General features: G+C 74.1%; 19 protein-coding genes. 15 read left to right on the plus strand and 4 right to left on the minus strand.

Annotated features, from left to right (window positions below; translation table 11 throughout):
• The first annotated feature begins 432 nt into the window (after positions 1-432).
• The 5 genes from lpdA (at position 433) to ACSUPT_RS07220 (ending at position 8752) form a co-directional block, all read left to right on the plus strand.
• Positions 433-1821: a dihydrolipoyl dehydrogenase gene (lpdA, locus tag ACSUPT_RS07200; protein WP_351967951.1), complete on the plus strand. Its 1389-nt coding sequence runs from the start codon at positions 433-435 to the stop codon at positions 1819-1821.
• A 59-nt stretch (positions 1822-1880) separates the two neighbouring features.
• Complete coding sequence (sucB, locus tag ACSUPT_RS07205) at positions 1881-3737, plus strand: 2-oxoglutarate dehydrogenase, E2 component, dihydrolipoamide succinyltransferase (RefSeq protein WP_436943751.1); 1857 nt, start codon at positions 1881-1883, stop codon at positions 3735-3737.
• Positions 3738-3905: 168 nt separating this feature from the next.
• Positions 3906-4535 carry a GntR family transcriptional regulator gene (locus tag ACSUPT_RS07210; protein WP_351967949.1) on the plus strand — a complete coding sequence of 210 codons (630 nt, stop codon included), beginning with the start codon at positions 3906-3908 and terminating at the stop codon, positions 4533-4535.
• Between the two features lie 442 nt (positions 4536-4977).
• Complete coding sequence (aceE, locus tag ACSUPT_RS07215; RefSeq protein WP_351967948.1) at positions 4978-7665, plus strand: pyruvate dehydrogenase (acetyl-transferring), homodimeric type; 2688 nt, start codon at positions 4978-4980, stop codon at positions 7663-7665.
• Positions 7666-7774: 109 nt separating this feature from the next.
• Positions 7775-8752 (plus strand): helix-turn-helix transcriptional regulator, encoded by a 978-nt coding sequence (locus tag ACSUPT_RS07220; RefSeq protein ID WP_436943753.1) that lies wholly within the window; start codon positions 7775-7777, stop codon positions 8750-8752.
• 205 nt (positions 8753-8957) lie between these two features.
• Here the strand turns inward: ACSUPT_RS07220 and ACSUPT_RS07225 are convergent, their stop codons facing one another.
• Positions 8958-9908: an SDR family oxidoreductase gene (locus ACSUPT_RS07225; protein WP_351967946.1), complete on the minus strand. Its 951-nt coding sequence runs from the start codon at positions 9906-9908 to the stop codon at positions 8958-8960.
• Positions 9909-10030: 122 nt separating this feature from the next.
• Here ACSUPT_RS07225 and ACSUPT_RS07230 point away from each other — a divergent pair, with 122 nt between their 5' ends.
• Positions 10031-10549, plus strand: coding sequence for a DUF4240 domain-containing protein (locus tag ACSUPT_RS07230; RefSeq protein ID WP_361664476.1), 519 nt, complete (start codon positions 10031-10033; stop codon positions 10547-10549).
• A gap of 205 nt (positions 10550-10754) precedes the next feature.
• Positions 10755-11006: a hypothetical protein gene (locus ACSUPT_RS07235; RefSeq protein WP_403504633.1), complete on the plus strand. Its 252-nt coding sequence runs from the start codon at positions 10755-10757 to the stop codon at positions 11004-11006.
• Positions 11007-11037: 31 nt separating this feature from the next.
• Here the strand turns inward: ACSUPT_RS07235 and ACSUPT_RS07240 are convergent, their stop codons facing one another.
• A complete protein-coding gene (locus ACSUPT_RS07240; protein WP_361664462.1) occupies positions 11038-11535 on the minus strand; it encodes a GNAT family N-acetyltransferase in 498 nt (165 codons plus the stop codon).
• A 34-nt stretch (positions 11536-11569) separates the two neighbouring features.
• Between ACSUPT_RS07240 and ACSUPT_RS07245 the strand changes: the two genes are divergently transcribed.
• Both ACSUPT_RS07245 and ACSUPT_RS07250 read left to right on the plus strand, forming a co-directional pair.
• Positions 11570-12523: a TIGR01777 family oxidoreductase gene (locus ACSUPT_RS07245; protein WP_351967943.1), complete on the plus strand. Its 954-nt coding sequence runs from the start codon at positions 11570-11572 to the stop codon at positions 12521-12523.
• Between the two features lie 358 nt (positions 12524-12881).
• Entirely contained in the window at positions 12882-14171 is a 1290-nt protein-coding gene (locus ACSUPT_RS07250) for an NAD(P)/FAD-dependent oxidoreductase (protein WP_436943759.1), read from the plus strand.
• 150 nt (positions 14172-14321) lie between these two features.
• Here the strand turns inward: ACSUPT_RS07250 and ACSUPT_RS07255 are convergent, their stop codons facing one another.
• Entirely contained in the window at positions 14322-16112 is a 1791-nt protein-coding gene (locus tag ACSUPT_RS07255; protein WP_436943761.1) for a regulator, read from the minus strand.
• Positions 16113-16402: 290 nt separating this feature from the next.
• Between ACSUPT_RS07255 and lipB the strand changes: the two genes are divergently transcribed.
• The 4 genes from lipB to ACSUPT_RS07275 all read left to right on the plus strand — a co-directional run bounded on the left by lipB (position 16403) and on the right by ACSUPT_RS07275 (position 19599).
• Positions 16403-17296, plus strand: a complete 894-nt coding sequence (gene lipB / locus ACSUPT_RS07260) for a lipoyl(octanoyl) transferase LipB (protein WP_351967940.1) — start codon at positions 16403-16405, stop codon at positions 17294-17296.
• Between the two features lie 117 nt (positions 17297-17413).
• On the plus strand, positions 17414-18382 hold the full coding sequence (lipA, locus tag ACSUPT_RS07265; protein ID WP_351967939.1) for a lipoyl synthase: 969 nt from the start codon (positions 17414-17416) through the stop codon (positions 18380-18382).
• A 241-nt stretch (positions 18383-18623) separates the two neighbouring features.
• Positions 18624-18881 (plus strand): SCO2195 family GlnR-regulated protein, encoded by a 258-nt coding sequence (locus ACSUPT_RS07270; RefSeq protein ID WP_351967938.1) that lies wholly within the window; start codon positions 18624-18626, stop codon positions 18879-18881.
• Between the two features lie 10 nt (positions 18882-18891).
• Positions 18892-19599, plus strand: coding sequence for a DUF4191 domain-containing protein (locus ACSUPT_RS07275; RefSeq protein WP_351967937.1), 708 nt, complete (start codon positions 18892-18894; stop codon positions 19597-19599).
• Between the two features lie 112 nt (positions 19600-19711).
• Here the strand turns inward: ACSUPT_RS07275 and ACSUPT_RS07280 are convergent, their stop codons facing one another.
• A complete protein-coding gene (locus ACSUPT_RS07280) occupies positions 19712-20182 on the minus strand; it encodes an RDD family protein (RefSeq protein ID WP_351967936.1) in 471 nt (156 codons plus the stop codon).
• A 240-nt stretch (positions 20183-20422) separates the two neighbouring features.
• On the opposite strand from ACSUPT_RS07280, the gene glnA reads away from it, so the two are divergent.
• Positions 20423-21832 (plus strand): type I glutamate--ammonia ligase, encoded by a 1410-nt coding sequence (gene glnA / locus ACSUPT_RS07285; RefSeq protein WP_361660532.1) that lies wholly within the window; start codon positions 20423-20425, stop codon positions 21830-21832.
• Positions 21833-21990: 158 nt separating this feature from the next.
• Positions 21991-22215, plus strand: a complete 225-nt coding sequence (locus ACSUPT_RS07290; protein WP_436943764.1) for a hypothetical protein — start codon at positions 21991-21993, stop codon at positions 22213-22215.

Consider the following 22215-nt stretch of genomic DNA (forward strand, 5'->3'; position numbering starts at 1 on the left):
CCGGCAGCGAAGGGACCGTGTCTTTTGGATCACTGCGCCTCCGGGGCGCTCCACGCGGGTGTCGAGGAAGCGACCGTGCTCGCTTCCTCGACACCCGCGCGCCCCTTCGGCTCCGCTCACGGCGCCACGGCTCCACGCGCGGCACCTGTGAGGCGCCCCGCGGCTCCACGCGCAGGCGCACGCGCGAGCGGCCCCGCGGGGTCCGCGAGCCGCGCGCGCACGGGCCCCGGACATCACCCGTCCGGGGCCGTCCGCGTGCCCGCGCCCCGTCTCAGGTACCGGCCCCGCGTCCCGGACCGGCGCGACAAGTGCGAAGATGGGTTCCCGGCAGGACAGGGCCCCCACCACAGGGCCGAAGAGACAGCGGCCGAACACCAGCCGCCGCCAGTCATCGAGGACCGGCGACCGGCGCACATGCATGGAGGACGTGACGTGGCGAACGACGCCAGCACCGTTTTCGACCTAGTGATCCTCGGCGGTGGCAGTGGCGGTTACGCCGCGGCCCTGCGAGGAGCGCAGCTTGGCCTGGACGTCGCACTCATCGAGAAGAACAAGCTCGGCGGCACCTGCCTGCACAACGGCTGCATCCCCACCAAGGCCCTGCTCCACGCCGGGGAGATCGCGGACCAGGCCCGCGAGGCGGACCAGTTCGGTGTCCTGACCTCCTTCGAGGGCATCGACATCAAGGCCGTCCACAAGTACAAGGACGACGTGATCGCGGGCCTCTACAAGGGCCTGCAGGGTCTCGTCGCCTCCCGCAAGGTGACGTACATCGAGGGCGAGGGCCGCCTGTCCTCCCCGACCTCCGTGGACGTGAACGGCCAGCGCGTCGAGGGCCGCCACGTGCTGCTCGCCACGGGTTCCGTGCCGAAGTCCCTGCCGGGTCTGGAGATCGACGGCAACCGCATCCTGTCCTCGGACCACGCGCTGACCCTGGACCGCGTCCCGGAGTCGGCGATCATCCTCGGCGGCGGTGTCATCGGCGTCGAGTTCGCCTCCGCGTGGAAGTCCTTCGGCACCGACGTCACGATCATCGAGGGCCTGAAGCACCTGGTCCCGGTCGAGGACGAGAACAGCTCGAAGCTGCTGGAGCGCGCCTTCCGCAAGCGCGGCATCAAGTTCAACCTGGGCACGTTCTTCCAGAGCGCCGAGTACACCGAGAACGGCGTCAAGGTCACCCTGGCGGACGGCAAGACCTTCGAGGCCGAGGTGCTGCTGGTCGCGATCGGCCGCGGCCCGGTCTCGCAGGGCCTGGGCTACGAGGAGCAGGGCGTCGCCATGGACCGCGGCTACGTCCTGGTCGACGAGTACATGCGCACCAACGTGCCGACGATCTCGGCCGTGGGCGACCTCGTCCCCACCCTGCAGCTGGCGCACGTCGGCTTCGCCGAGGGCATCCTCGTCGCGGAGCGGCTGGCCGGCCTGAAGCCCGTCCCGATCGACTACGACGGCGTGCCGCGGGTGACGTACTGCCACCCCGAGGTCGCCTCCGTGGGCATCACCGAGGCCAAGGCCAAGGAGATCTACGGCGCGGACAAGGTCGTCGCGCTGAAGTACAACCTCGCGGGCAACGGCAAGAGCAAGATCCTCAAGACCGCGGGCGAGATCAAGCTCGTCCAGGTCAAGGACGGCGCGGTGGTCGGCGTCCACATGGTCGGTGACCGCATGGGCGAGCAGGTCGGCGAGGCCCAGCTGATCTACAACTGGGAGGCCCTGCCTGCCGAGGTGGCCCAGCTCATCCACGCCCACCCGACGCAGAACGAGGCGCTCGGCGAGGCCCACCTGGCCCTCGCGGGCAAGCCCCTCCACTCCCACGACTGACGCACCAGTCACCGGGCGCGACCACTTACCGCACAAGTTCGTTAGGAGCAAGTGAAACCATGCCGGTTTCCGTAACCCTGCCGGCGCTCGGCGAGAGCGTCACCGAGGGCACCGTCACCCGCTGGCTGAAGGCCGAGGGTGAGCGCGTCGAGGCCGACGAGCCGCTGCTCGAGGTGTCCACCGACAAGGTCGACACCGAGATCCCCGCCCCCGCCTCGGGCGTGCTGTCCTCCATCAAGGTCGCCGAGGACGAGACCGTCGAGGTCGGCGCCGAGCTGGCCGTCATCGACGACGGCACGGGCGCCCCGGCCGAGGCTCCGGCCCCGGCCGCCGCCGAGGCTCCCGCCGAGGCCCCGGCCCCGCAGGCCCCGGCCGCCGCCCCGGCCCCGGCGCAGGAGGCCCCGCAGGCCGCGCCGTCGACCGAGGCCGCCGCCCCCGCCCCCGCCCCGACCGCCGAGGCCGCCGCCGGCGGCGGCTCGGCCGAGGGCACCGACGTCGTCCTGCCCGCGCTGGGCGAGTCGGTGACCGAGGGCACCGTCACGCGCTGGCTGAAGCAGGTCGGCGACTCCGTCGAGGCCGACGAGCCGCTGCTCGAGGTCTCCACGGACAAGGTCGACACGGAGATCCCCGCCCCGGCTTCCGGCACGCTGCTGGAGATCACCGTGGGTGAGGACGAGACCGCCGAGGTCGGCGCCAAGCTGGGCGTCATCGGTGCCGCGGGTGCCGCCCCGGCCGCTCAGGCCCCGGCTCCGGCCCCGGCCCCCGCCGAGGCCCCGGCTCCGGCGCCCGCCCCCGCCCCGGCCCCGGCTCCGGCCGCTCCGGCTCCGGCGCCCGCCCCGGCTCCGGCGCCCGCGCCCGCTCAGGCCGCTCCGGCCCCGGCCGCCCCGGCGCAGCCCGCCGCCCCGGCTCCGGCTCCGGCTCCGGCCGCTCCGGCTCCGGCCCAGCCGGCCGCGCCCGCCGCTCCCGCTCCCGCCGCCCGCGCGACGGACGAGGGCGCGTACGTGACCCCGCTGGTGCGCAAGCTCGCCGCGGAGAACGGCGTCGACCTGGCGTCCGTCAAGGGCACGGGCGTCGGCGGCCGCATCCGCAAGCAGGACGTCCTCGCCGCCGCCGAGGCCGCCAAGGCCCCGGCCGCTCCGGCCGCCGCCGCGGCCCCCGCCGCCGCCAAGGCCCCGGCCCTGGAGGCGTCGCCGCTGCGCGGCCAGACGGTGAAGATGACCCGCATGCGCAAGGTCATCGGCGACAACATGATGAAGGCGCTGCACAGCCAGGCGCAGCTCTCCTCCGTCGTCGAGGTCGACATCACCAAGCTGATGCGGCTGCGCGCCCGCGCGAAGGACACCTTCGCCGCGCGCGAGGGCGTCAAGCTCTCCCCGATGCCGTTCTTCGTCAAGGCGGCGGCCCAGGCGCTGAAGGCCCACCCGGTCATCAACGCCCGGATCAACGAGGACGAGGGCACCATCACGTACTTCGACTCGGAGAACATCGGCATCGCCGTGGACTCCGAGAAGGGTCTGATGACGCCGGTCATCAAGGGCGCGGGCGACCTGAACATCGCCGGCATCGCCAAGGCCACCGCCGACCTGGCCGCCAAGGTCCGGGCCAGCAAGATCACCCCGGACGAGCTGGCGGGCGCGACCTTCACCATCAGCAACACCGGTTCGCGCGGCGCGCTGTTCGACACGATCATCGTCCCGCCGAACCAGGTCGCCATCCTGGGCATCGGCGCCACGGTGAAGCGCCCGGTCGTCGTGGACCACCCGGAGCTCGGCGAGACCATCGCCGTGCGCCACATGACGTACCTGACCCTGTCGTACGACCACCGCCTGGTCGACGGCGCGGACGCCGCCCGCTACCTGACCGCCGTCAAGGCGATCCTGGAGGCCGGCGAGTTCGAGGTCGACCTGGGTCTGTAACCCCGGTCACCCGGACGTACGTCCAACTCGGCGCCCCCGCCCGGCAGTTGTCCGGCGCGGGGGCGCCGTCGCAGTCGCGGGGGCACCCGGGCGGCGTACCGGGGAGTACCCGGGCGGAATAATGGCCGGGATGGCGTCGACCGCCGCGGCAGCGAAGGAGCCCCCTCCATGACCACCCCGCCCCCCGTCGTGCACTCGCTGCGGGAACAGATCCGCGAGCACATCGTGGAGGGGATCGTCAGCGGCCGCTGGAAGCCGGGCGAGCGGATCGTGGAGCGCCGCATCGCGACGGAGCTGCAGGTCAGCCAGACGCCCGTACGGGAGGCGCTGCGGGAGCTGGAGAGCCTGCGGCTGATCGAGTCGGCGCCCAACAAGGGCGTGCGGGTGCGCAATCTGACGGCGGCGGACCTGGAGGAGTCGTACCCGGTCCGGGCGGGCCTGGAGCAGATCGCCGCCGAGCTGGCCGCGGAGCGCCTGGCGGCGGACTGCTCGGCGCTGGAGCCGCATGTGGCGGCGCTGTACGAGGCGGACGCCCACGGCGACGGGACGGCGCAGGTGCGGCACACGGTGGGCTTCCACCGGGAGCTGGTGCGCGCCGCGCACAACGCGGTGCTGCTGCACACCTGGGAGGGGCTGGGCATCGAGGTGTTCACGGCGCTGTCGATCCGCTGGCTCGGCACGGTGCAGAAGGAGTACGCGCAGGAGCACCAGGAGCTGGTGGAGGCGTTCCGGCGGCGGGATCCCGAGATCGGTGCGCTGGTCAAGGCCCACGTCCTGGGCTGCGCCCCCCGCGCCTGACCCCCGGCGCGCGCGCCGCCCACGAGCGCGCCCCGGCCCTGCCGCGCCCACCCGTACGGGCCGCCCCCGCTGCGGGCGTGCGTTCCTCCCCCAAGGACTTCGTCCAGGGGGCACCCCCAGGACGATGGGGCCCCTGCCCGAGCGAAGCCGAGAGCTCGGGGGAGGCGGCCCGCAACCGGTTCGCGGCGCCGGCAGCGCGCGCTCACTTCGGGGTGGGCGTGCTCACATGATCGGGGCACCTAAGAAAACACGGCACCGCGTGCCCAAAATCCTGGCACCCGATGCCGACTTTGCCCGTTGACATAAGATTTTGCCGCTTACCCTTTGATCGATCATCGATCACGGTCGTACAGTCGTCGGCGGACTTCAACAGAGGTCCCCCTCGCCCTGTCCTGCCAAGACCAAGGGCTCCACACCCCTTCGACTCCGGAAGGCGGCGATTATGACCGACCCCACCCGCATCCAGCCGAGCGAGCTCGACCAGCTCCCGGACCGCGACCCCGAGGAGACCGCCGAGTGGCAGGCGTCCCTCGACGCCGTGACCGCCGCGGCGGGGCCGCACCGTGCCGCGTACCTGATGCGCCGCACCCTGGAGCGGGCCCAGGACGCCGGTCTGGCGCTGCCGAGGCTGCTGGAGACGGACTACGTCAACACCATCCCGACCGCCGCCGAGGCCGGCTACGGCTTCGACGGCGACGAGGAGCTGGAAGCCCGCATCACCGCCTGGAACCGGTGGAACGCCGCCGCCATGGTGACCCGCGGCTCCAAGTACGGCGTGGGCGGCCACATCGCCACCTTCGCCTCCGCCGCCTGGCTCTACGAGACGGGCTTCAACCACTTCTTCCACGGCAAGGAGCGGGACGGCTCGGGCGACCAGCTGTTCATCCAGGGCCACGCCTCCCCCGGCATCTACGCCCGCGCCTTCCTGGACGGCCGCCTCACCGAGGCGCACCTCGACAATTTCCGGCAGGAGTCCGGCGGCAACGGCCTGCCCTCCTACCCGCACCCGCGCCGCCTGCCGTGGCTGTGGGAGTTCCCGACCGTCTCCATGGGTCTGGGCCCGCTCTCCGCCATCTACCAGGCGCGCTTCAACCGCTACCTCACCAACCGCGGCATCAAGGACGTCTCCGCCTCGCACGTGTGGGCGTTCCTCGGCGACGGCGAGATGGACGAGCCCGAGTCGACCGCGGCGCTCGCCCTGGCCGCCCGCGAGGGCCTGGACAACCTGACCTTCGTCATCAACTGCAACCTGCAGCGCCTCGACGGCCCGGTCCGCGCCAACTTCAAGATCGTGCAGGAGCTGGAGGCCCAGTTCCGCGGCGCCGGCTGGAACGTGGTCAAGACCCTGTGGGGCACCGCCTGGGACGAGCTGTTCCAGCTGGACACCACGGGCGCCCTCGTCCGCCGCCTGCGCGAGGTGCCGGACGCTCAGGTCCAGACGTACCAGACCCGTGACGCGGCCTACATCCGCGAGGACTTCTTCGGCAAGGACCCGGCGCTCGTCGAGATGGCGAAGCTGCTGTCCGACGACAAGATCATCGAGTGCTTCCACTACTCGCGCGGCGGCCACGAGTCCCGCAAGGTCTTCGCCGCGTACAAGGCCGCGCTCTCCCACAAGGGCGCGCCGACCGTGATCCTCGCCCAGACCGTCAAGGGCCACACCCTCGGCAAGGGCTTCGCGTCCAAGAACGCCAACCACCAGATGAAGAAGCTGACGGTGGACGAGTTCAAGGAGATGCGCGACCGCCTGGGCCTGCCCATCCCGGACAGCGCGTTCGCCGACGGCCAGGTGCCCTACGGCCACCCGGGCGCCGACGCGCCGGAGGTCCGCTACCTCCAGGAGCGCCGCGCGGCGCTCGGCGGCCCCGCCCCGGCCCGCCGCGTCCACCCGGTCGCCCCGCTGCCGGCCCCGGCCGAGAAGGCGTTCGCCGCGTTCGACAAGGGCTCCGGCTCGCAGTCCGTCGCGACGACCATGGCGTTCGTACGGCTCGTCAAGGACCTGGTCCGCGACAAGGAGACCGGCAAGCGCTGGGTGCCGATCGTCCCCGACGAGGCCCGCACCTTCGGCATGGAGAGCCTCTTCCCGTCGCTCGGCATCTACTCGCCGAAGGGCCAGACGTACGAGCCGGTCGACCGCGACCAGCTGATGTACTACAAGGAGGCCGTCAACGGCCAGATCCTGAACGAGGGCATCACCGAGGCCGGCTCGATGGCCGACTTCATCGCCGCGTCGACCGCGTACTCCACGCACGGCGAGCCGATGATCCCGTTCTACATCTTCTACTCGATGTTCGGCTGGCAGCGGACCGCCGACCAGATGTGGCAGCTCGCCGACCAGCTCGGCCGGGGCTTCCTCGTCGGCGCCACCGCCGGGCGCACCACCCTCACCGGTGAGGGCCTCCAGCACGCCGACGGCCACTCGCCCGTCATCGCCGCGACCAACCCGGCCGCGCTCACCTACGACCCGGCGTTCGCCTACGAGGTCGCGGTGATCGTCAAGGAGGGTCTGCGCCGGATGTACGGCGAGGGCGCCCCGGGCGAGGACCAGAACGTCTTCTACTACCTGACCGTCTACAACGAGCCGATGCCGCAGCCGGCGAAGCCCGAGGGCGTCGACGAGGGCATCATCCGGGGCCTGTACCGGTTCCGCGAGGGCTCGGGCGCCGAGGGCGCGCCGCGCATCCAGCTCCTGGGCTCCGGCACGGCGATCCACTGGGCGCTGGACGCGCAGCGGATGCTGGCCGAGGAGTGGGGCGTGACCGCCGACGTGTGGTCGGCGACCTCCTGGACGGAGCTGCGGCGCGACGCGCTGGAGGCCGACGCGGCGCTGCTGCGCGGCGAGGAGCGGGTGCCGTACGTGCGCCAGGCGCTGGCCGACGCGCCCGGTCCCGTGCTGGCCGTCAGCGACTACATGCGCCAGGTCCCGGACCAGATCGCGCAGTGGGTCGAGCAGGACTACACGTCGCTGGGCGCCGACGGCTTCGGCCTGTCGGACACCCGCGAGGCGGCCCGCCGCCACTTCGGCGTGGACGCCCCGTCGATCGTGGTCGCCGCGCTGGCCCAGCTGGCCCGCCGCGGCGAGGTCCCGGCCTCCGCGGTGAAGGACGCCCGCGAGCGGTACGGCCTGTAAGGCTCCCCGTTCCACGCGCCCGTGCCCCCGGCCGCCGCCCCGCGCGGCGGCCGGGGGCACGGCCGTATCCGGGCGCGGTCCGGGTCACGGGGCGGGGCATCATGGCGGGATGCGTGCCGCTCGTCTGATCAAGATGGTGCTGTTGCTCCAGTCCCGGCCGTCCATGACCGCCGCCGAGCTGGCCCGTGAGCTGGAGGTGTCCGAGCGGACCGTGACGCGCGACGCGCTGGCCCTGTCCGAGGCGGGTGTCCCCGTGTACGCGGACCGGGGGCGCGGCGGCGGCTACCGGCTCGTGGGCGGCTACCGGACCCGCCTGACGGGGCTGGCCCGCAGCGAGGCCGAGGCGCTGTTCCTGTCGGGCGTGCCGGGCGCGCTGCGCGAGATGGGGCTGGACGACGCGGCGTCGGCGGCCCGCCTGAAGGTGTCGGCGGCGCTGCTGCCGTCGCTGCGGGACGCGTCGGACTCGGCGGCGCAGCGGTTCCATCTGGACGCGCCCGGCTGGTACCAGGAGCCGCAGACGCCGGAGCTGCTGCCGGTGATCGCGGAGGCGGTGTGGGGCGACCGGCTGGTGGACGCGGTCTACCGGCGCGGCGAGGGCGAGGTGGAGCGGGAGCTCGCGCCGTACGGGCTCGTGCTGAAGGCGGGTGTCTGGTACCTGTGCGCGCGGGCCGGGGACGCGGTGCGGGTGTACCGGGTGGACCGGTTCGCGCGGGTCGCGGTGCGCGAGGAGGGGTTCGAGCGGGACGAGGCGTTCGACCTGCCCGGGTTCTGGGAGGAGCGGGCCGCCCAGTTCGCGCGGTCGCTGCTGCGTACGGCGGTCGTGGTGCGGCTGACCGAGGCGGGGGCGCGCGGCCTGCCGTACGTCACGGACCGGGCGGCGGCGCGGGAGGCGCTGGACGCGGCCGGGCCCCCGGACCCCGCCGGACGTGTGACGGTCACCCTTCCGGTGGAGTCCGAGGACGTGGCGTTCGGGCAGCTGCTGGGGCTGGGCCCGGAGGCCGAGGTGCTGGAGCCCGCGGCGCTGCGCGAGCGGTTCGCGCGGGCGGCGGAGCGGATGGCCCGGCTGTACGGCCCGGACCGGCCGTAGGCGCACTGGCCGGGCGTAGGCGCGCAGGGCGTAGGCGCACTGGCCGGGCGTAGGCGCGCGGGTCCGGCGGGAGGCCCTGCGGGGCGGTGCCGCGGCCGCGGGACCGGTGCGGGCCGCGGGGCCCTCCCGCGGGCGCGCGGGCGGCGCGGGAGGGCCGTACGGGGCGCCGGGCCGGCGGGACGCGGCCGGCCCGGCGCCGTGCGGTTCAGCGGTAGTCGTCGGCCGTGCCGTCCTTGCCGCCGTGGACGACGTCCCGGAAGTACCCCCAGGCGTCCGGCTGCGATCCGTCCGCGTCGGTGAAGCCGTACTCCTTGGCGAGCTGCCCGCTGTTGAGCGACTGGCCGCTCCAGCGGGCCTTGTCCGGGTCGGCGGCGAGCGCGGCGACGGCCCGGCCGACGTACACCGGCGACTCGGCGATGGCGAAATGCGGCTCCCGCGCGCAGGCGTCGCGCCAGTTCTCCTCCCGTACGCCGAAGTGGTCGAGCATCTCCTCGGAGCGCAGGAAGCCGGGGGTGAGGGCCACGGCGGTGCCTCCGGCGTCCCGGAGGTCGTGGGCCAGGCCGAACGCCATGCGGATGGGGGCGGTCTTGGCGAGGTCGAAGTAGAACTGCTCGCGGAAGCGGCGGTTGTACTCGGCGTTGCCGTCCGTCATCTCCACGACCAGCCCGCCGGGGCGGCGCACCAGCAGCGGCAGGGCGATGCTGCTGGTGATCACATGCGTGCGGACGCCGAGGTCCAGCATGTGCAGCCCCTGCTCCAGGTCGATGTCCCACATCTTGGCGTTCCAGGTCGGCACGAGGAGGTGGTCGCCGCCCCAGCAGCTGTTGACCAGCACGTCGAGTCGGCCCTGCTCGGCGTCGATGCGGTCGACCAGCTCGCGCACCTGGCCGGGCACGAGGTGGTCGGTGGGCACGGCGATGCCCCGGCCGCCGGCGGCGGTGACCAGTTCGGCGGTCTCCTCGATCGTCTCGCTCGCCCGGCCGACCTCGCTGACGCGCGCGCGGGTGGTGCGCCCGGTGGCGTAGACGGTGGCCCCGGCGGCGCCGAGCTGGACGGCGATGGCCCGGCCCGCGCCCCGGGTGGCGCCCGCGACGAGGGCGACGGTGCCGGCGAGCGGCTGGTTCTCCTGCTGGGTGGGGGTGGTGTTCGTCGTCATGAGGCGACCGTGCCACCCAAAGGCGACATCTCCTGTCCGGTTTTCCCGTCCGGTTTCCCGTGTCGTGTCCGGCGGGTTCTCCGCGTGCGCCGCGCCCCGCGACACCGGATGCTGGTCCCGTGATGGACGAGACGGAGTTCTGGGAACTGGTGGACTCGACCCGCGAGGCCGCCGAGCGCGACCCCGACGACCACGCCGAGCTGCTCGTGGAGCGCCTGGTGCAGCTCGACCCCGACGCCGTGCTCGACTTCGCCCGCCACTTCGAGGCCCGCTACAACCGGGCGGACACCTGGGACCTGCGGGCCGCCGCGGCGATCCTGCTGGGCACCACGGCCGACGAGGTGTTCGACTACTTCCGGTGCTGGCTGATCGGCCAGGGCCGGGAGGTGTTCGAGGGCGCCGTGCACGATCCGGAGGTCCTCGCCGAGCTGCTGGAGGACTTCGACCCGTCGGTCGACGGCGACGGCGAGGAGATCGGTTTCGTGGCGGACGAGGCGTACGAGGCGCTGACCGGCGTGGAGACACCGGACCTGGGCCTGGCGACACCGCCGCCCGAGCCGCGGGGCACCCCGCTCGACCTGGACGACGACGAGGCCCTCGCGGAGCGGCTGCCCCGCCTGTGGGACCGCTTCGGCGGATAGCCGCGCCGTCCCCCCGGGCTGTCGCGCGCCCGGCGGGACCGGAGGCGGTGCCTCCGGCGGTCGGCCGTACGTGATCTCCGCCTCACCCCCGCCGGTCCTGCCCGAACGGCCCCCGGCGGGGCGCCCCGCGGTGCCAGGATGAGGACCGGGGCCGCCGCGTGCGGGCCCCGGGGGACGACCGACGCCCAGAGGCGAGGAGCTCGACATGACGACCGGTTCCGCGGACAGCCCGGCCACCCTCTACGGGCCGGTGTCGCTCTTCCTCGGCGTGATCGCCCTGGTCGCCGCCGTCTTCGCGGGCTTCGTCGGCATCGCGATCCCGCTGCTGTCCGGCAGCCTCGCGGTCACGTTCGGGTTCCTGGGCCTCGGCCGCGGGCTGGGCCGGGGCCTGTGCGCCGCCGGCCTCCTCACCGGCGGGGTGGGCGTGCTCTACCCGGTCATCCTGGTCGCCGCCTGACCCTCCCGGTCCCGGCGGCCGCCCCGCACGGTCACCCGGCGAGCAGGGACCGCCCCATGAACACGTCGTCGACGTAGGCCCCGTCGATCAGGAACTCCCCCGGCAGGACGCCCTCGACGGCGAAGCCCTCCGAGGCGTACAGGGCGCGCGCGGGCCCGTTGTGGCCGAGGACGCGCAGGGTCATCCGCACGGCGCCCCGGCGGCGCGCCTCGTCGCAGGCGGCGCGCAGCAGCGCGCGGGCGATGCCCCGGCCCCGTACGGACTCGGCCACCACGAGGCCCTGGATCTGCCGCACATGGCGGTTGCAGGCGAGGCGCGTGGGGAAGCCGATGCGGATGTAGCCGACCGGGCCGTCCCCGAGGTCCGCGACGAGGTAGTCCTCGGGGCGGTGGTCGGCGTCGAAGAACGGGTCGAACGGCGGCTGCGGGCGCGGCGTCACGGCGTGCACCGGGGACCAGGTCGTGTGGTCGAGCAGGCTGAGGGCCTCGGCGTCGCCGGGGCGCGCGGGGCGTATCGGGGAGGCGGTCATGGCCGTCACTGTGCCACGCGGGCAGGATGTGGTCATGTCACTTATCCCTGGCTCCCCGTCCCCCCTCCCCCACGTCCGCCGCAGGGTCGCCGTGACCGGTGCGGGCGGGCTGATCGGCTCCGCGCTGGTGCGCTCCCTGCGGGCCGACGGGCACGAGGTCGTGACGCTGGTGCGGCGCCCCGCGCGCGGGGCGGACGAGGTGGAGTGGGACCCGAAGCGGCAGTACGTGGACGTGGCGGGCCTCGCCGGCTGCGACGCGGTGGTGCACCTGGCGGGCGCGGGGGTGGGCGACCGGCGCTGGTCGGAGGCGTACAAGCGGGAGATCCGCGACAGCCGCGTGCTGGGCACGGCCGCCGTCGCGGAGGCGGTGGCGTCGCTGGACGTGCCTCCGGAGGTGCTGGTGTGCGGCACGGCGCTCGGCTACTACGGCGACACGGGCACGCGCGCGGTGGACGAGTCCGCCCCGGCGGGCGACGGGTTCCTGCCGTCGGTGTGCGTGGAGTGGGAGGAGGCGGCCGCGGCGGCCGAGGAGGCCGGGATCCGCGTGGCGTACGCCCGTACGGGACTGGTGGTGGCCGCGCGGGGCGGCGCGTGGGGGCGGCTGTTCCCGCTGTTCCGCGCGGGCCTCGGCGGGCGGCTCGGGGACGGCCGGCAGTACTGGAGCTTCATCGCCCTGCACGACGAGGTGGCCGCGCTGCGCCATCTGCTGGACACCCCGGACCTGGCCGGACCGGTGAACCTGACGGCCCCGGAGCCGGTCACCAACCGGGAGGTGACCGCCGCGATGGCCCGCGTCCTGCGCCGCCCCGCCCTGCTGCACGTCCCCGCCCCGGCCCTGCGCCTGGCCCTCGGGGAGTTCGCCCGCGACGTGCTGGGCAGCCAGCGGGTGCTGCCGCGCCGGCTGCTGGAGTCCGGCTTCCGCTTCGCGTTCCCGACGGTGGAGTCGGCGGTGCGCGCGGCGGCGGGAGGCGGCGGCACGGCGCGCTGAGCGACGGTGAGCACGACGGGCTGAGGGACGCGCGCGGGCGGCGGGCGCGCGGGCTGAGATACGGCGGCGGGCACGCCGGGCTGAGGGACGCGCGGGCGGCGGGCGCGGCGGGCTGAGGACCCGCACCCCGCGCTCCGCGCACGGCCCGTGCCCGCAGGTGCGACGGGGGCGGCCGGAACAGCACGCGTGTGCGACCTCCGTGCTTCGGTGACCCCCCGCGCGCGCGACTCCCCCTCGCCGGCGTCGCGGCCTACGCTCTGATGCCGCTCGGCTCGCCGGGACCCGTACGCGGGCATTCCGGCGGCCCGTCCAGGGCATGAGCCACCCACGCACCGAACCGTCACCCGGGGAGGGTCACGTGCTCAGTACCGCAGATCACGCGGACGTCGTCATCGTCGGAGCCGGGCTCGCGGGGCTGGCCGCGGCTCACCATCTGACCAGTGCCGGATTGGTCGTACGGGTCCTGGAGTCCGCCCCGCACGTCGGCGGGCGGATGGCCACCGACCACGTCGACGGGTTCCGCCTGGACCGGGTCGGGCCGCTGCTCACCACCTCGTACCCGGAGCTGCACCGGGTCGCCGGGGTGGACACGGGGGCCCTGCGCCGGTTCCAGCCGGGCGTGCTGGTGCACAGCGCGGGGCGCCTGCACCGCACCGGGGAGGTGCGCGGCGGGCCCCGTTCGGCGCTGACCCGGGCGCGGGCGCTGGCGAGCGGCCCCCGCCCGCTGGACCAGGCGCGCCTCGGCGCCTCGCTGGCCCGGCTCGCGGGCACACCGACGGACCGGCTGCTGGCGCGGCGCGAGCGCACCGCCGCGGAGGCGCTGTCCGCGCGCGGCCTGCCGGCGAGGACGGTCACGTCGTTCCTGCGGCCCCTGCTGAGCGCGCTGCTGAGCGACCCGGACCTGACGACGTCCAGCCGCTGCGCCGATCTGGCGCTGCGGAGCTTCGCCCGGGGGCGGCTGTGCGTCCCGGCGGGCGGGGCGGTGCGGCTGCCGGAGCGGATGGCGGCGGCGCTCCCGGAGGGGACGGTCCGCACGGGGGTGCGGGTCAAGGACGCGTCGATCAGCCGGGTGGTGACGGCGGAGCACGGCGAGATCTCCTGCCGGTCGCTGGTGGTGGCGACGGGCGCGCGCGCCGCGGCGGAGCTGCTGCCGGGCCTGCGCGTGCCGTCCTTCCACCCGGTGACGGTGCTCCACCACACCGCGCCGCAGTCCCCGCTGGAGGCGCCCGCGCTGGTGCTGGACGCCGACCGGTCGGGCCCGGTGTCGCACACGGCGGTGATGAGCGAGGTGGACCCGACGCGGGCCCCGCACGGCCGGGTGCTGGTCACGTCGACGGTGCTGGGGACGCCGCCGGACGACCTGGACGCCCGCGTCCGCGGGCACCTGGCGGCGCTGTACGGCACGGGGACGGCGGACTGGGAGCTGCTGGCGGTACGGCACGACCCGGAGGCCGTCCCGGCGATGCCCGCCCCGCACGACCTGCGCCGCCCGGTGCGGCTGCTGGCGGGCCTGTACGTGTGCGGCGACCACCGGGACGTCAGCTCCCCGCAGGGCGCCCTCCACTCGGGGCACCGCGCCGCCCAGGCGATCCTCCAGGACCTGAACGTCCCCCCGGCGACACCGTCCACCGAGGCGGAGGCGGCGTGACGCCCCGGAGGCGGGGCCCCGGCGGCCCGCCTCCCCGGCGGACCTGACGCCCCGGGGCCCGACCGCCCGGGAGCGGCCGGTCCGGGGCGCCGGGTCCGGGACGCCCCACCCGACGACCCGGCCTCCGGGCGGGGGCGCCGCGCGGGGCGTTCAGTGGTGCGCGGCCGTCCGTTCGCGGTACGCGCGCACCGGCAGGGCGTCCCGGTGCGGCTCCAGGCGCCGCTCGAAGTCCCGCACGTACTCCACCGCCCGCGCCGAGCGCATGTCGGCGGCCTGCCGCGCCGCCTCCGCGCCCAGCGCGCACGCCTGCTCCAGCTCGCCCAGCGCCAGCCGCGCCGTGGCCAGCACGACCCGGCAGAAGGCACGGCTGCGCGCGTACCCCGCCGGGTACAGCTGGAGCGCCCGCTCCGCGTGCTGGGCGGCGGCCCGGTGCTGCTGGAGGTCCCGGTGGCAGTGCGCCAGCTCGTCGGCCAGGTGCGCCTCGTCGAAGGAGCGCGCCCAGGCCGGGACGTCCTCGCCCGGCCGGGCGCCCTCCAGCGCCCGTTCGGCCCGCGCCAGCGACGCCGCGCAGGGCCGCGCCTCGCCCAGGACGGCGTGCCCGCGCGCCTCCGCCGCGTGCAGCATCGACTGGACGGCCGGCGGCGCCGCCGAGCCGACGCCCTGCTGCGCGACGCGCGCCAGCTGCACGGCCTCCCGCCCGTGGCCCAGGTACACGGCCTGCCGGCTCATGGTGACCAGGACGTACGAGCCGTACGCCCGGTCGCCCGCCGCCTGCGCCAGCCGCAGCGCCTGCACGAAGTACCGCTGCGCCAGCCCGTGCGCGGCGATGTCGTACGAGGTCCAGCCGGCCAGCCGCGTCAGGTCGGCCGCCGCGCCGAACAGCCGCCGCCCGGTCGCCTCGCCGTACGTGCCGCGCAGCATGGGCTCGGCCTCGTGCTCCAGGTAGCGCACGAGGGCCTGGCGGGCGTGGCCGCCGCCGTACGCGTGGTCCAGCGTCCGGAACAGCTCCCCGACCGAGCGGAGGGCGGCGATGTCCCCGGCGGTCACCCGCTGCCCGGGGCCGCCCTCGGTGCCGCGCCGGCGGGAGGCGCCGAGCAGGGTGCCGGCCGGCTCCGCGGCGCTCCCGTCGTGGTGCGGCAGGCCGCCGGTCCTGGCGGCGGGCACGGTACGGGCGGGCGCCGGTCCCCCGGGGCCGCCGGGGCGCGCCGGTGCGCCCCGCAGCGGCCCGGCGGTACGGGCCGGGCCGGGTACGCCGCCGGGGCCCTGGCCGCCGGGCGCGCCCTGGCCGGTGCGGTATCCGGCCGTGCCCGTACCGGAGCCGCCGTAGCCAGCGGCCGTACCGGAGCCTCCGTAGCCCGCGCCCGTGCCGGAGCCTCCGTAGCCGGCCGGCGTGCCGGGGCCGCCGCGGCCGGGCGGGCGCCCTTGTGCGGGGACGCGGCCGGGGGGCGTGCCGCCCGTGCCGGGGTCGGCGCCCTCCTCCGGCTCGCCCCGCCCCACGTGCTCGTCGGCGCGGCCGATCAGCCAGTCGCGGCTCGGCACGACGAGACCCGCCGGGGTGAAGGCGATCTTCCGCAGCTCGCTGTGGCTGCCGGAGTCCTTGCGCCACAGTCCGCTGACGATGTCCACGGCCTCCTCGGGCGTGGCGGCGAACTCCAGGCCGGCGTACACCGGCGCGCAGGCGTCGAGGCCGAGGTCCTGGGCGGACAGCCGCCGCCCGAGGCGCCGGGTGAACACCTCGGCGATCAGTGCCGGTGTGGTGCCGCGCGGCTGCTGGCCGCGCAGCCAGCGGGTGACGGAGGTCTTGTCGTAGCGGAGGTCGAGTCCGTGTTCGAGGCCGAGCTGATCCACCCGTCTGGCAAGACCTGCGTTGGAGAACCCGGCTTCCGCGATGAGAGCGGCGAGCTGGCGGTTGGGGGTGCGCTGCGGGGGTCGATCCGTCATCAGCTGTGCGGTCTCCTGCCTTCCGGGCCGGGGTCACCCCCCTTGGAACGGCGCGAATTTAACTGCCCCCGCAGCCGATACCACCGGCTTCGCCCCACATTCATCCGATCGTGTGAGGATCGATTCCGGCAGTGACGCCCGAAGGCCGCCGACGAGCGGCTTTCGGGCGGGCCGCGCCCGGCCGCCCGCGCCGGGCCGGACCCCGCGCCGGCGGCCCGCCCGGAACGCTCCGGCCGGGCCGCCGTACAGTGGCAGGGGCGTGGGACGCGCATTTCTAGGGAGACGGTGCCGTGAGTGAGCTGCGATTCGTCCATCTGGGGTTCGGTGAGGACGCCGTGGACTACCTGGACGCATGGGAGAAGCAGCGCGAGGTCCACGCGGCCCGCTTCGCGGACGAGGTGCCCGACACCTGCCTGCTGCTGGAGCACCCGCCCGTCTACACGGCGGGGCGGCGCACCGAGGACAGCGAGCGCCCGCTCGACGGCACCCCCGTGGTGGACGTCGACCGCGGCGGCAAGATCACCTGGCACGGCCCCGGCCAGCTGGTGGGCTACCCGATCCTGAAGCTGCCCCGCCCGGTGGACGTGGTCGCGCACGTGCGCCGTCTGGAGGAGGCGCTGATCCGCACGGCGGCGGAGTTCGGCCTGGAGACGACCCGTGTCGAGGGCCGCAGCGGCGTGTGGGTGCTGGGCGACCCGGTGGAGGAGCGCCCCTCCTTCGGCGGGCTCTCGCTCGACTTCGACCCGCGGCTGACGGACGAGGAGTTCGACCCGCGCCTCAGCGGCCCGGAGTACGCCCCGTCCAACGCCGGCCAGCGCCGGGAGGACCGCAAGCTCGCGGCCATCGGCATCCGCGTCGCCAAGGGCGTCACGATGCACGGCTTCGCGCTGAACGTGAACCCGGACAACACCTGGTTCGACCGGATCGTCCCCTGCGGCATCCGGGACGCCGGCGTGACCTCGCTCGCGGGCGAGCTGGGCCGCGAGGTGACGATCGCCGAGGTCCTGCCGGTGGTGGAGCGCCATCTGCGGGACGTGCTGGAGAACGCCGAGCCCAAGCCGCGCGTGATCGACCGGGCGCCGGAGCCGGTAGGTTCCGTTCCGGCCGGTTCCGCGGCGGCCGGTTCCGTGCCGGCCGGTGCCGTTCCGGCCGGGGCGGCGGCGGAGGGGGCGGCCACCGCCTGACCGCTCAGACCTGGGGGGAATGCGTCCCTCTGGCCGGGGGTTGGCCAGACGTAAGGCCGCACTTTTGACGGGCGTACCCTGGTGTTCGCCGAAGAATCGAAGCCGTAGGAGCCAGCCGTGTCCGCAGTCGCACCCGACGGACGCAAGATGCTGCGCCTGGAGGTCCGGAACAGCCAGACCCCCATCGAGCGCAAGCCCGAGTGGATCAAGACTCGGGCGAAGATGGGCCCCGAGTACAACCAGCTGCAGAAGCTCGTCAAGAGCGAAGGGCTGCACACGGTCTGCCAGGAGGCGGGCTGTCCCAACATCTTCGAGTGCTGGGAGGACCGCGAGGCGACGTTCCTCATCGGCGGCGACCAGTGCACGCGGCGCTGCGACTTCTGCCAGATCGACACGGGCAAGCCGCAGGAGCTCGACCGCGACGAGCCGCGCCGCGTCGGCGAGTCCGTCGTGGCGATGGACCTGAACTACGCCACGATCACCGGCGTCGCCCGCGACGACCTGGAGGACGGCGGCGCCTGGCTGTACGCGGAGACGGTGCGGCAGATCCACGCGATGACCGCCGGCCGCGAGGGCGGCCACACCAAGGTCGAGCTGCTGATCCCGGACTTCAACGCGGTCCCCGCGCAGCTGGCCGAGGTCTTCTCGTCCCGCCCCGAGGTGCTGGCGCACAACGTCGAGACGGTGCCGCGCATCTTCAAGCGCATCCGCCCCGGCTTCCGCTACGAGCGGTCGCTGGAGGTCATCACGCGGGCCCGCGAGGCCGGCCTGGTCACCAAGTCCAACCTCATCCTCGGCATGGGCGAGACCCGCGAGGAGGTCAGCGAGGCCCTGCGCGACCTGCACGAGGCCGGCTGCGAGCTGATCACCATCACCCAGTACCTGCGGCCCTCCGTGCGCCACCACCCGGTGGAGCGCTGGGTGAAGCCGCAGGAGTTCGTGGAGCTGAAGGAGGAGGCCGAGGAGATCGGCTACTCCGGTGTGATGTCGGGCCCGCTGGTCCGCTCCTCCTACCGCGCGGGCCGGCTGTTCCAGCAGGCGATGGAGGCGCGCGGCGCCTCGGCGGAGGCCGCCCCGGCGGTGTGACCCCGCCCGCGGCCGGTACGGCGGTACGGCCCCGCGGCACGGTGTGATGTCCGGCACGGCCCGGCGCCCGCCCGTACGCTCCCCCGCAGGTGGACGCCTGCCGGGCGGGGCACGGGCGGCGCCGGGCCGTCGTCGTGGTTTGACCGTCCGGACACGCGCTGGTAACACCGGTGGGTGACGCTGTCCGCACGGACCGTACAGGCGCCGCCCGCACCGCTCACCGCTCCAGAGGGACACCGACATGCGAACCCCACGTCAGCAGGTACGCACCCCAGCCCTCCCCGCCTCCCCCGGACCCGCCCGGCCGCCCCTCGCCCCCCTGCCGTCCGTGACGGGCGCCCTGCGCGTCGTGGAGGCGCTGCTGCTGGGCGGCGGGCAGCGCACGGCGCGCCGCAACGCCTGGACGTCGGTGCTGGAGGACCGCCGCAGGGCACGCGCCCGGGTGGAGGCGCAGCACGTACTGGAGGCCGCGGCGAGCCGGTCGCCGTCGGACACGTAAACTTCAGAGCATGGCGAGGAAGTCGAATTCAGACAGCGGTGACGCCGCTGCGAACCCCGGGCGACTGAAGCAGATCGCTCTGACGTACAAGATGACCCGGCGGAGCGACCCGAAGGTCGGGCTTGTCATCGCGGGCGTGGGGATCGTCGTGTTCGGCGCCCTCCTCGGGATCGGCTTCCTGATCGGGCACCCGGTCTACCTGGGCATCCTGGGCTTCCTGCTGGCCTTCCTGGCGATGGCGATCGTCTTCGGGCGGCGGGCCGAGCGGGCGGCCTTCGGGCAGATGGAGGGCCAGCCGGGCGCGGCCGCGGCGGTGCTCCAGAACATCGGGCGCGGCTGGACGACCACTCCGGCGGTGGCGATGAACCGCAGCCAGGACGTGATCCACCGCGCCGTCGGCCGTCCGGGCATCGTCCTGGTCGCCGAGGGCAACCCGAACCGGCTCAAGAGCCTGCTCGCGGCCGAGAAGAAGCGGATGGCCCGCATCGTCGTCGACACGCCGGTGCACGACATCATCGTCGGTGACGGCGAGGGCCAGGTGCCGCTGAAGAAGGTCCGCACGACGATGCTGAAGCTGCCGCGGGTGCTGACCGGCGCGCAGGTGACATCGGTCAACGACCGGCTCCGGGCCATGGGCGACCTGATGAGCAACATGCCGATCCCGAAGGGCCCCATGCCCAAGGGCATGCGCATGCCGCGCGGCGGAAGGCTGCGCTGACAGCTGACACGATTCGAGCGAAGACGGGAGAGGGCGACCGCCGCGGCGGTCGCCCTCTCCCGTTTCTGCCTCCGGTCGCCCGTCTCTGCCTCCGGTCCCCGGACCGGCCTCGTCACATCATGCGCACCTGCACGGCGCGGGCGAGCCGGTCGTGGAGGCCGCGGCCGTCGCGGTCCCAGATGAGCGCGGGGACGGCGAGGCACAGCAGGGCGGTGCGGACGACGGCGCGGGGGAAGCTGAGCCGCTCGCCGTCCTCTCCGATGACGCGCAGGCCGAGGAGGCGCTTGCCGGGGGTGCAGCCGACGGTGCCGACGGTGAGGGCGCCGAGGAGGAACAGGACGCCGAGGGCCCAGTTGCCCGCCGCGTTCCAGTCACCTCGGGTGATCAGTCCGTATGCGATCAGCATGCAGAGGGACCAGTCGACGAAGAGGGCGCCGAACCGCCGTCCGAGGGGGGCGATGGAGCCGGGCCCGTGCTCCGGCAGACCGAGCCGTTCGCCCCGGTAGCCGAAGTCGGCGCCCATCTCCTCGGCCGCCGCGCGCGGTCCGGAGAGCCACGATCCGATTACTTGCCTGTTGTCCACCCGTACACGGTACTGCGACCGTTTTCGATCACCTCGGGCCGGTCGGCCCGGCCCGCCGCCGCGGGGGCCCGGCGGCCGCGTCCCGGGGGCCCGGCGGCCGCGCCGGTTAACTTCGGCGAAACAAATGGGTCATGCTTGAGAAATCCCGGGTACCTATGGTCGGGTCCAGCGTGGGTCACCGCACTGGCCGCACGAACAGCTGCAACCCGCCCTCCCCCGGGTGGGAGTAGGAGGAGTTGGATGTTCCAGAACGCCGACGAGGCCAACAAGTTCATCAAGGACAACGACGTCAAAATGGTCGATGTCCGGTTCTGCGACCTCCCGGGTGTGATGCAGCACTTCACCATCCCGGCGACGGCGTTCGACCCGACTGAGGAGCTGGCCTTCGACGGCTCGTCGATCCGCGGTTTCCAGGCCATCCACGAGTCGGACATGGCGCTGCGCGCGGACCTGTCGACGGCGCGCCTGGACCCGTTCCGCCGCGACAAGACGCTGAACATCAACTTCTTCATCCACGACCCGATCACGGGCGAGCAGTACAGCCGCGACCCGCGCAACATCGCGAAGAAGGCGGAGGCGTACCTGGCCTCCACCGGCATCGCCGACACGGCGTTCTTCGGCCCCGAGGCGGAGTTCTACGTCTTCGACTCGGTGCGCTTCAACACCTCCGCGAACGAGGGCTTCTACCACATCGACTCCGAGGCCGGCGCCTGGAACACCGGCGCGGTCGAGGACAACCGCGGCTACAAGGTCCGCTACAAGGGCGGCTACTTCCCGGCCCCGCCGGTGGACCACTTCGCGGACCTGCGCGCGGAGATCTCCCTGGAGCTGGAGAAGGCCGGCCTGCAGGTCGAGCGCCAGCACCACGAGGTCGGCACCGCCGGCCAGGCGGAGATCAACTACAAGTTCAACACGCTGCTCGCCGCGGCCGACGACCTGATGCTCTTCAAGTACATCGTGAAGAACGTCGCCTGGCGCAACGGCAAGACCGCGACCTTCATGCCGAAGCCGATCTTCGGTGACAACGGCTCGGGCATGCACGTCCACCAGTCGCTGTGGTCCGGCGGCGAGCCGCTGTTCTACGACGAGCAGGGCTACGCGGGCCTGTCGGACACGGCGCGCTACTACATCGGCGGCATCCTGAAGCACGCCCCGTCGCTGCTGGCGTTCACCAACCCGACGGTCAACTCGTACCACCGCCTGGTGCCGGGCTTCGAGGCGCCGGTGAACCTGGTGTACTCGCAGCGCAACCGCTCGGCCGCGATGCGCATCCCGATCACGGGCTCGAACCCGAAGGCCAAGCGCGTCGAGTTCCGCGCCCCGGACCCGTCCTCCAACCCGTACCTGGCCTTCTCGGCCCTCCTCCTCGCGGGCCTGGACGGCATCAAGAACAAGATCGAGCCGGCGGAGCCGATCGACAAGGACCTGTACGAGCTGGCTCCCGAGGAGCACGCGGGCGTCCCGCAGGTCCCGACGAACCTCTCCGCGGTCCTCGACGCCCTGGAGGAGGACAACGAGTACCTCCAGGCGGGCGGCGTCTTCACGTCCGACCTGATCGAGACGTGGATCGACTACAAGCGCACGAACGAGATCGCCCCGATCCAGCTCCGCCCCCACCCGCACGAGTTCGAGCTGTACTTCGACCTCTAGGAAGCCCCGGAGGCCGCCGGGACACCGTGTCCCGGCCCCTCCTGACCCAGGGCCCCGCCCCTCTCCCCGGAGAGCGGCGGGGCCCTCGGCGTTCAGCCCCGGCGGGGTCCTCGCGGACTGCCCGCGGCGTTGTCAGTGGGGTGGGGGAAGCTGGGGGCATGTCCGCGTGGCCGCGTATCAGTTGTCCTGTCTGCCGTCGTTCCGTCGCCGTCCATCCCGACACCCGCAAGGTCGTCGACCACAAGCATCCCCAGCCCCGGGCGCGGGCGCTCGATCTGGTGTTGTGCCACGGGTCGGAGCGGGTGGTGGAGCTGGGCGGGGTGATGTTCCTGCCGTTCGACGGGGACAGGGAGACGGACGGGGACGAGCCGGTGCTGTTCTGA

Source organism: Streptomyces sp. SudanB25_2051, from assembly GCF_964272635.1.
Classification (GTDB): domain Bacteria; phylum Actinomycetota; class Actinomycetes; order Streptomycetales; family Streptomycetaceae; genus Streptomyces.

Coding starts and splice junctions, on each gene's coding strand:
- ACSUPT_RS07270 (WP_351967938.1), top strand. CDS start 18,624: ATGCGAACCCCACGTCAGCAGGTACGCACCCCAGCCCTCCCCGCCTCC.
- sucB (WP_436943751.1), top strand. CDS start 1,881: ATGCCGGTTTCCGTAACCCTGCCGGCGCTCGGCGAGAGCGTCACCGAG.
- glnA (WP_361660532.1), top strand. CDS start 20,423: ATGTTCCAGAACGCCGACGAGGCCAACAAGTTCATCAAGGACAACGAC.
- ACSUPT_RS07240 (WP_361664462.1), bottom strand. CDS start 11,535: ATGACCGCCTCCCCGATACGCCCCGCGCGCCCCGGCGACGCCGAGGCC.
- ACSUPT_RS07230 (WP_361664476.1), top strand. CDS start 10,031: ATGGACGAGACGGAGTTCTGGGAACTGGTGGACTCGACCCGCGAGGCC.
- ACSUPT_RS07275 (WP_351967937.1), top strand. CDS start 18,892: ATGGCGAGGAAGTCGAATTCAGACAGCGGTGACGCCGCTGCGAACCCC.
- ACSUPT_RS07255 (WP_436943761.1), bottom strand. CDS start 16,112: ATGACGGATCGACCCCCGCAGCGCACCCCCAACCGCCAGCTCGCCGCT.
- aceE (WP_351967948.1), top strand. CDS start 4,978: ATGACCGACCCCACCCGCATCCAGCCGAGCGAGCTCGACCAGCTCCCG.
- ACSUPT_RS07210 (WP_351967949.1), top strand. CDS start 3,906: ATGACCACCCCGCCCCCCGTCGTGCACTCGCTGCGGGAACAGATCCGC.
- ACSUPT_RS07235 (WP_403504633.1), top strand. CDS start 10,755: ATGACGACCGGTTCCGCGGACAGCCCGGCCACCCTCTACGGGCCGGTG.
- ACSUPT_RS07245 (WP_351967943.1), top strand. CDS start 11,570: ATGTCACTTATCCCTGGCTCCCCGTCCCCCCTCCCCCACGTCCGCCGC.
- ACSUPT_RS07225 (WP_351967946.1), bottom strand. CDS start 9,908: ATGACGACGAACACCACCCCCACCCAGCAGGAGAACCAGCCGCTCGCC.
- ACSUPT_RS07290 (WP_436943764.1), top strand. CDS start 21,991: ATGTCCGCGTGGCCGCGTATCAGTTGTCCTGTCTGCCGTCGTTCCGTC.
- ACSUPT_RS07220 (WP_436943753.1), top strand. CDS start 7,775: ATGCGTGCCGCTCGTCTGATCAAGATGGTGCTGTTGCTCCAGTCCCGG.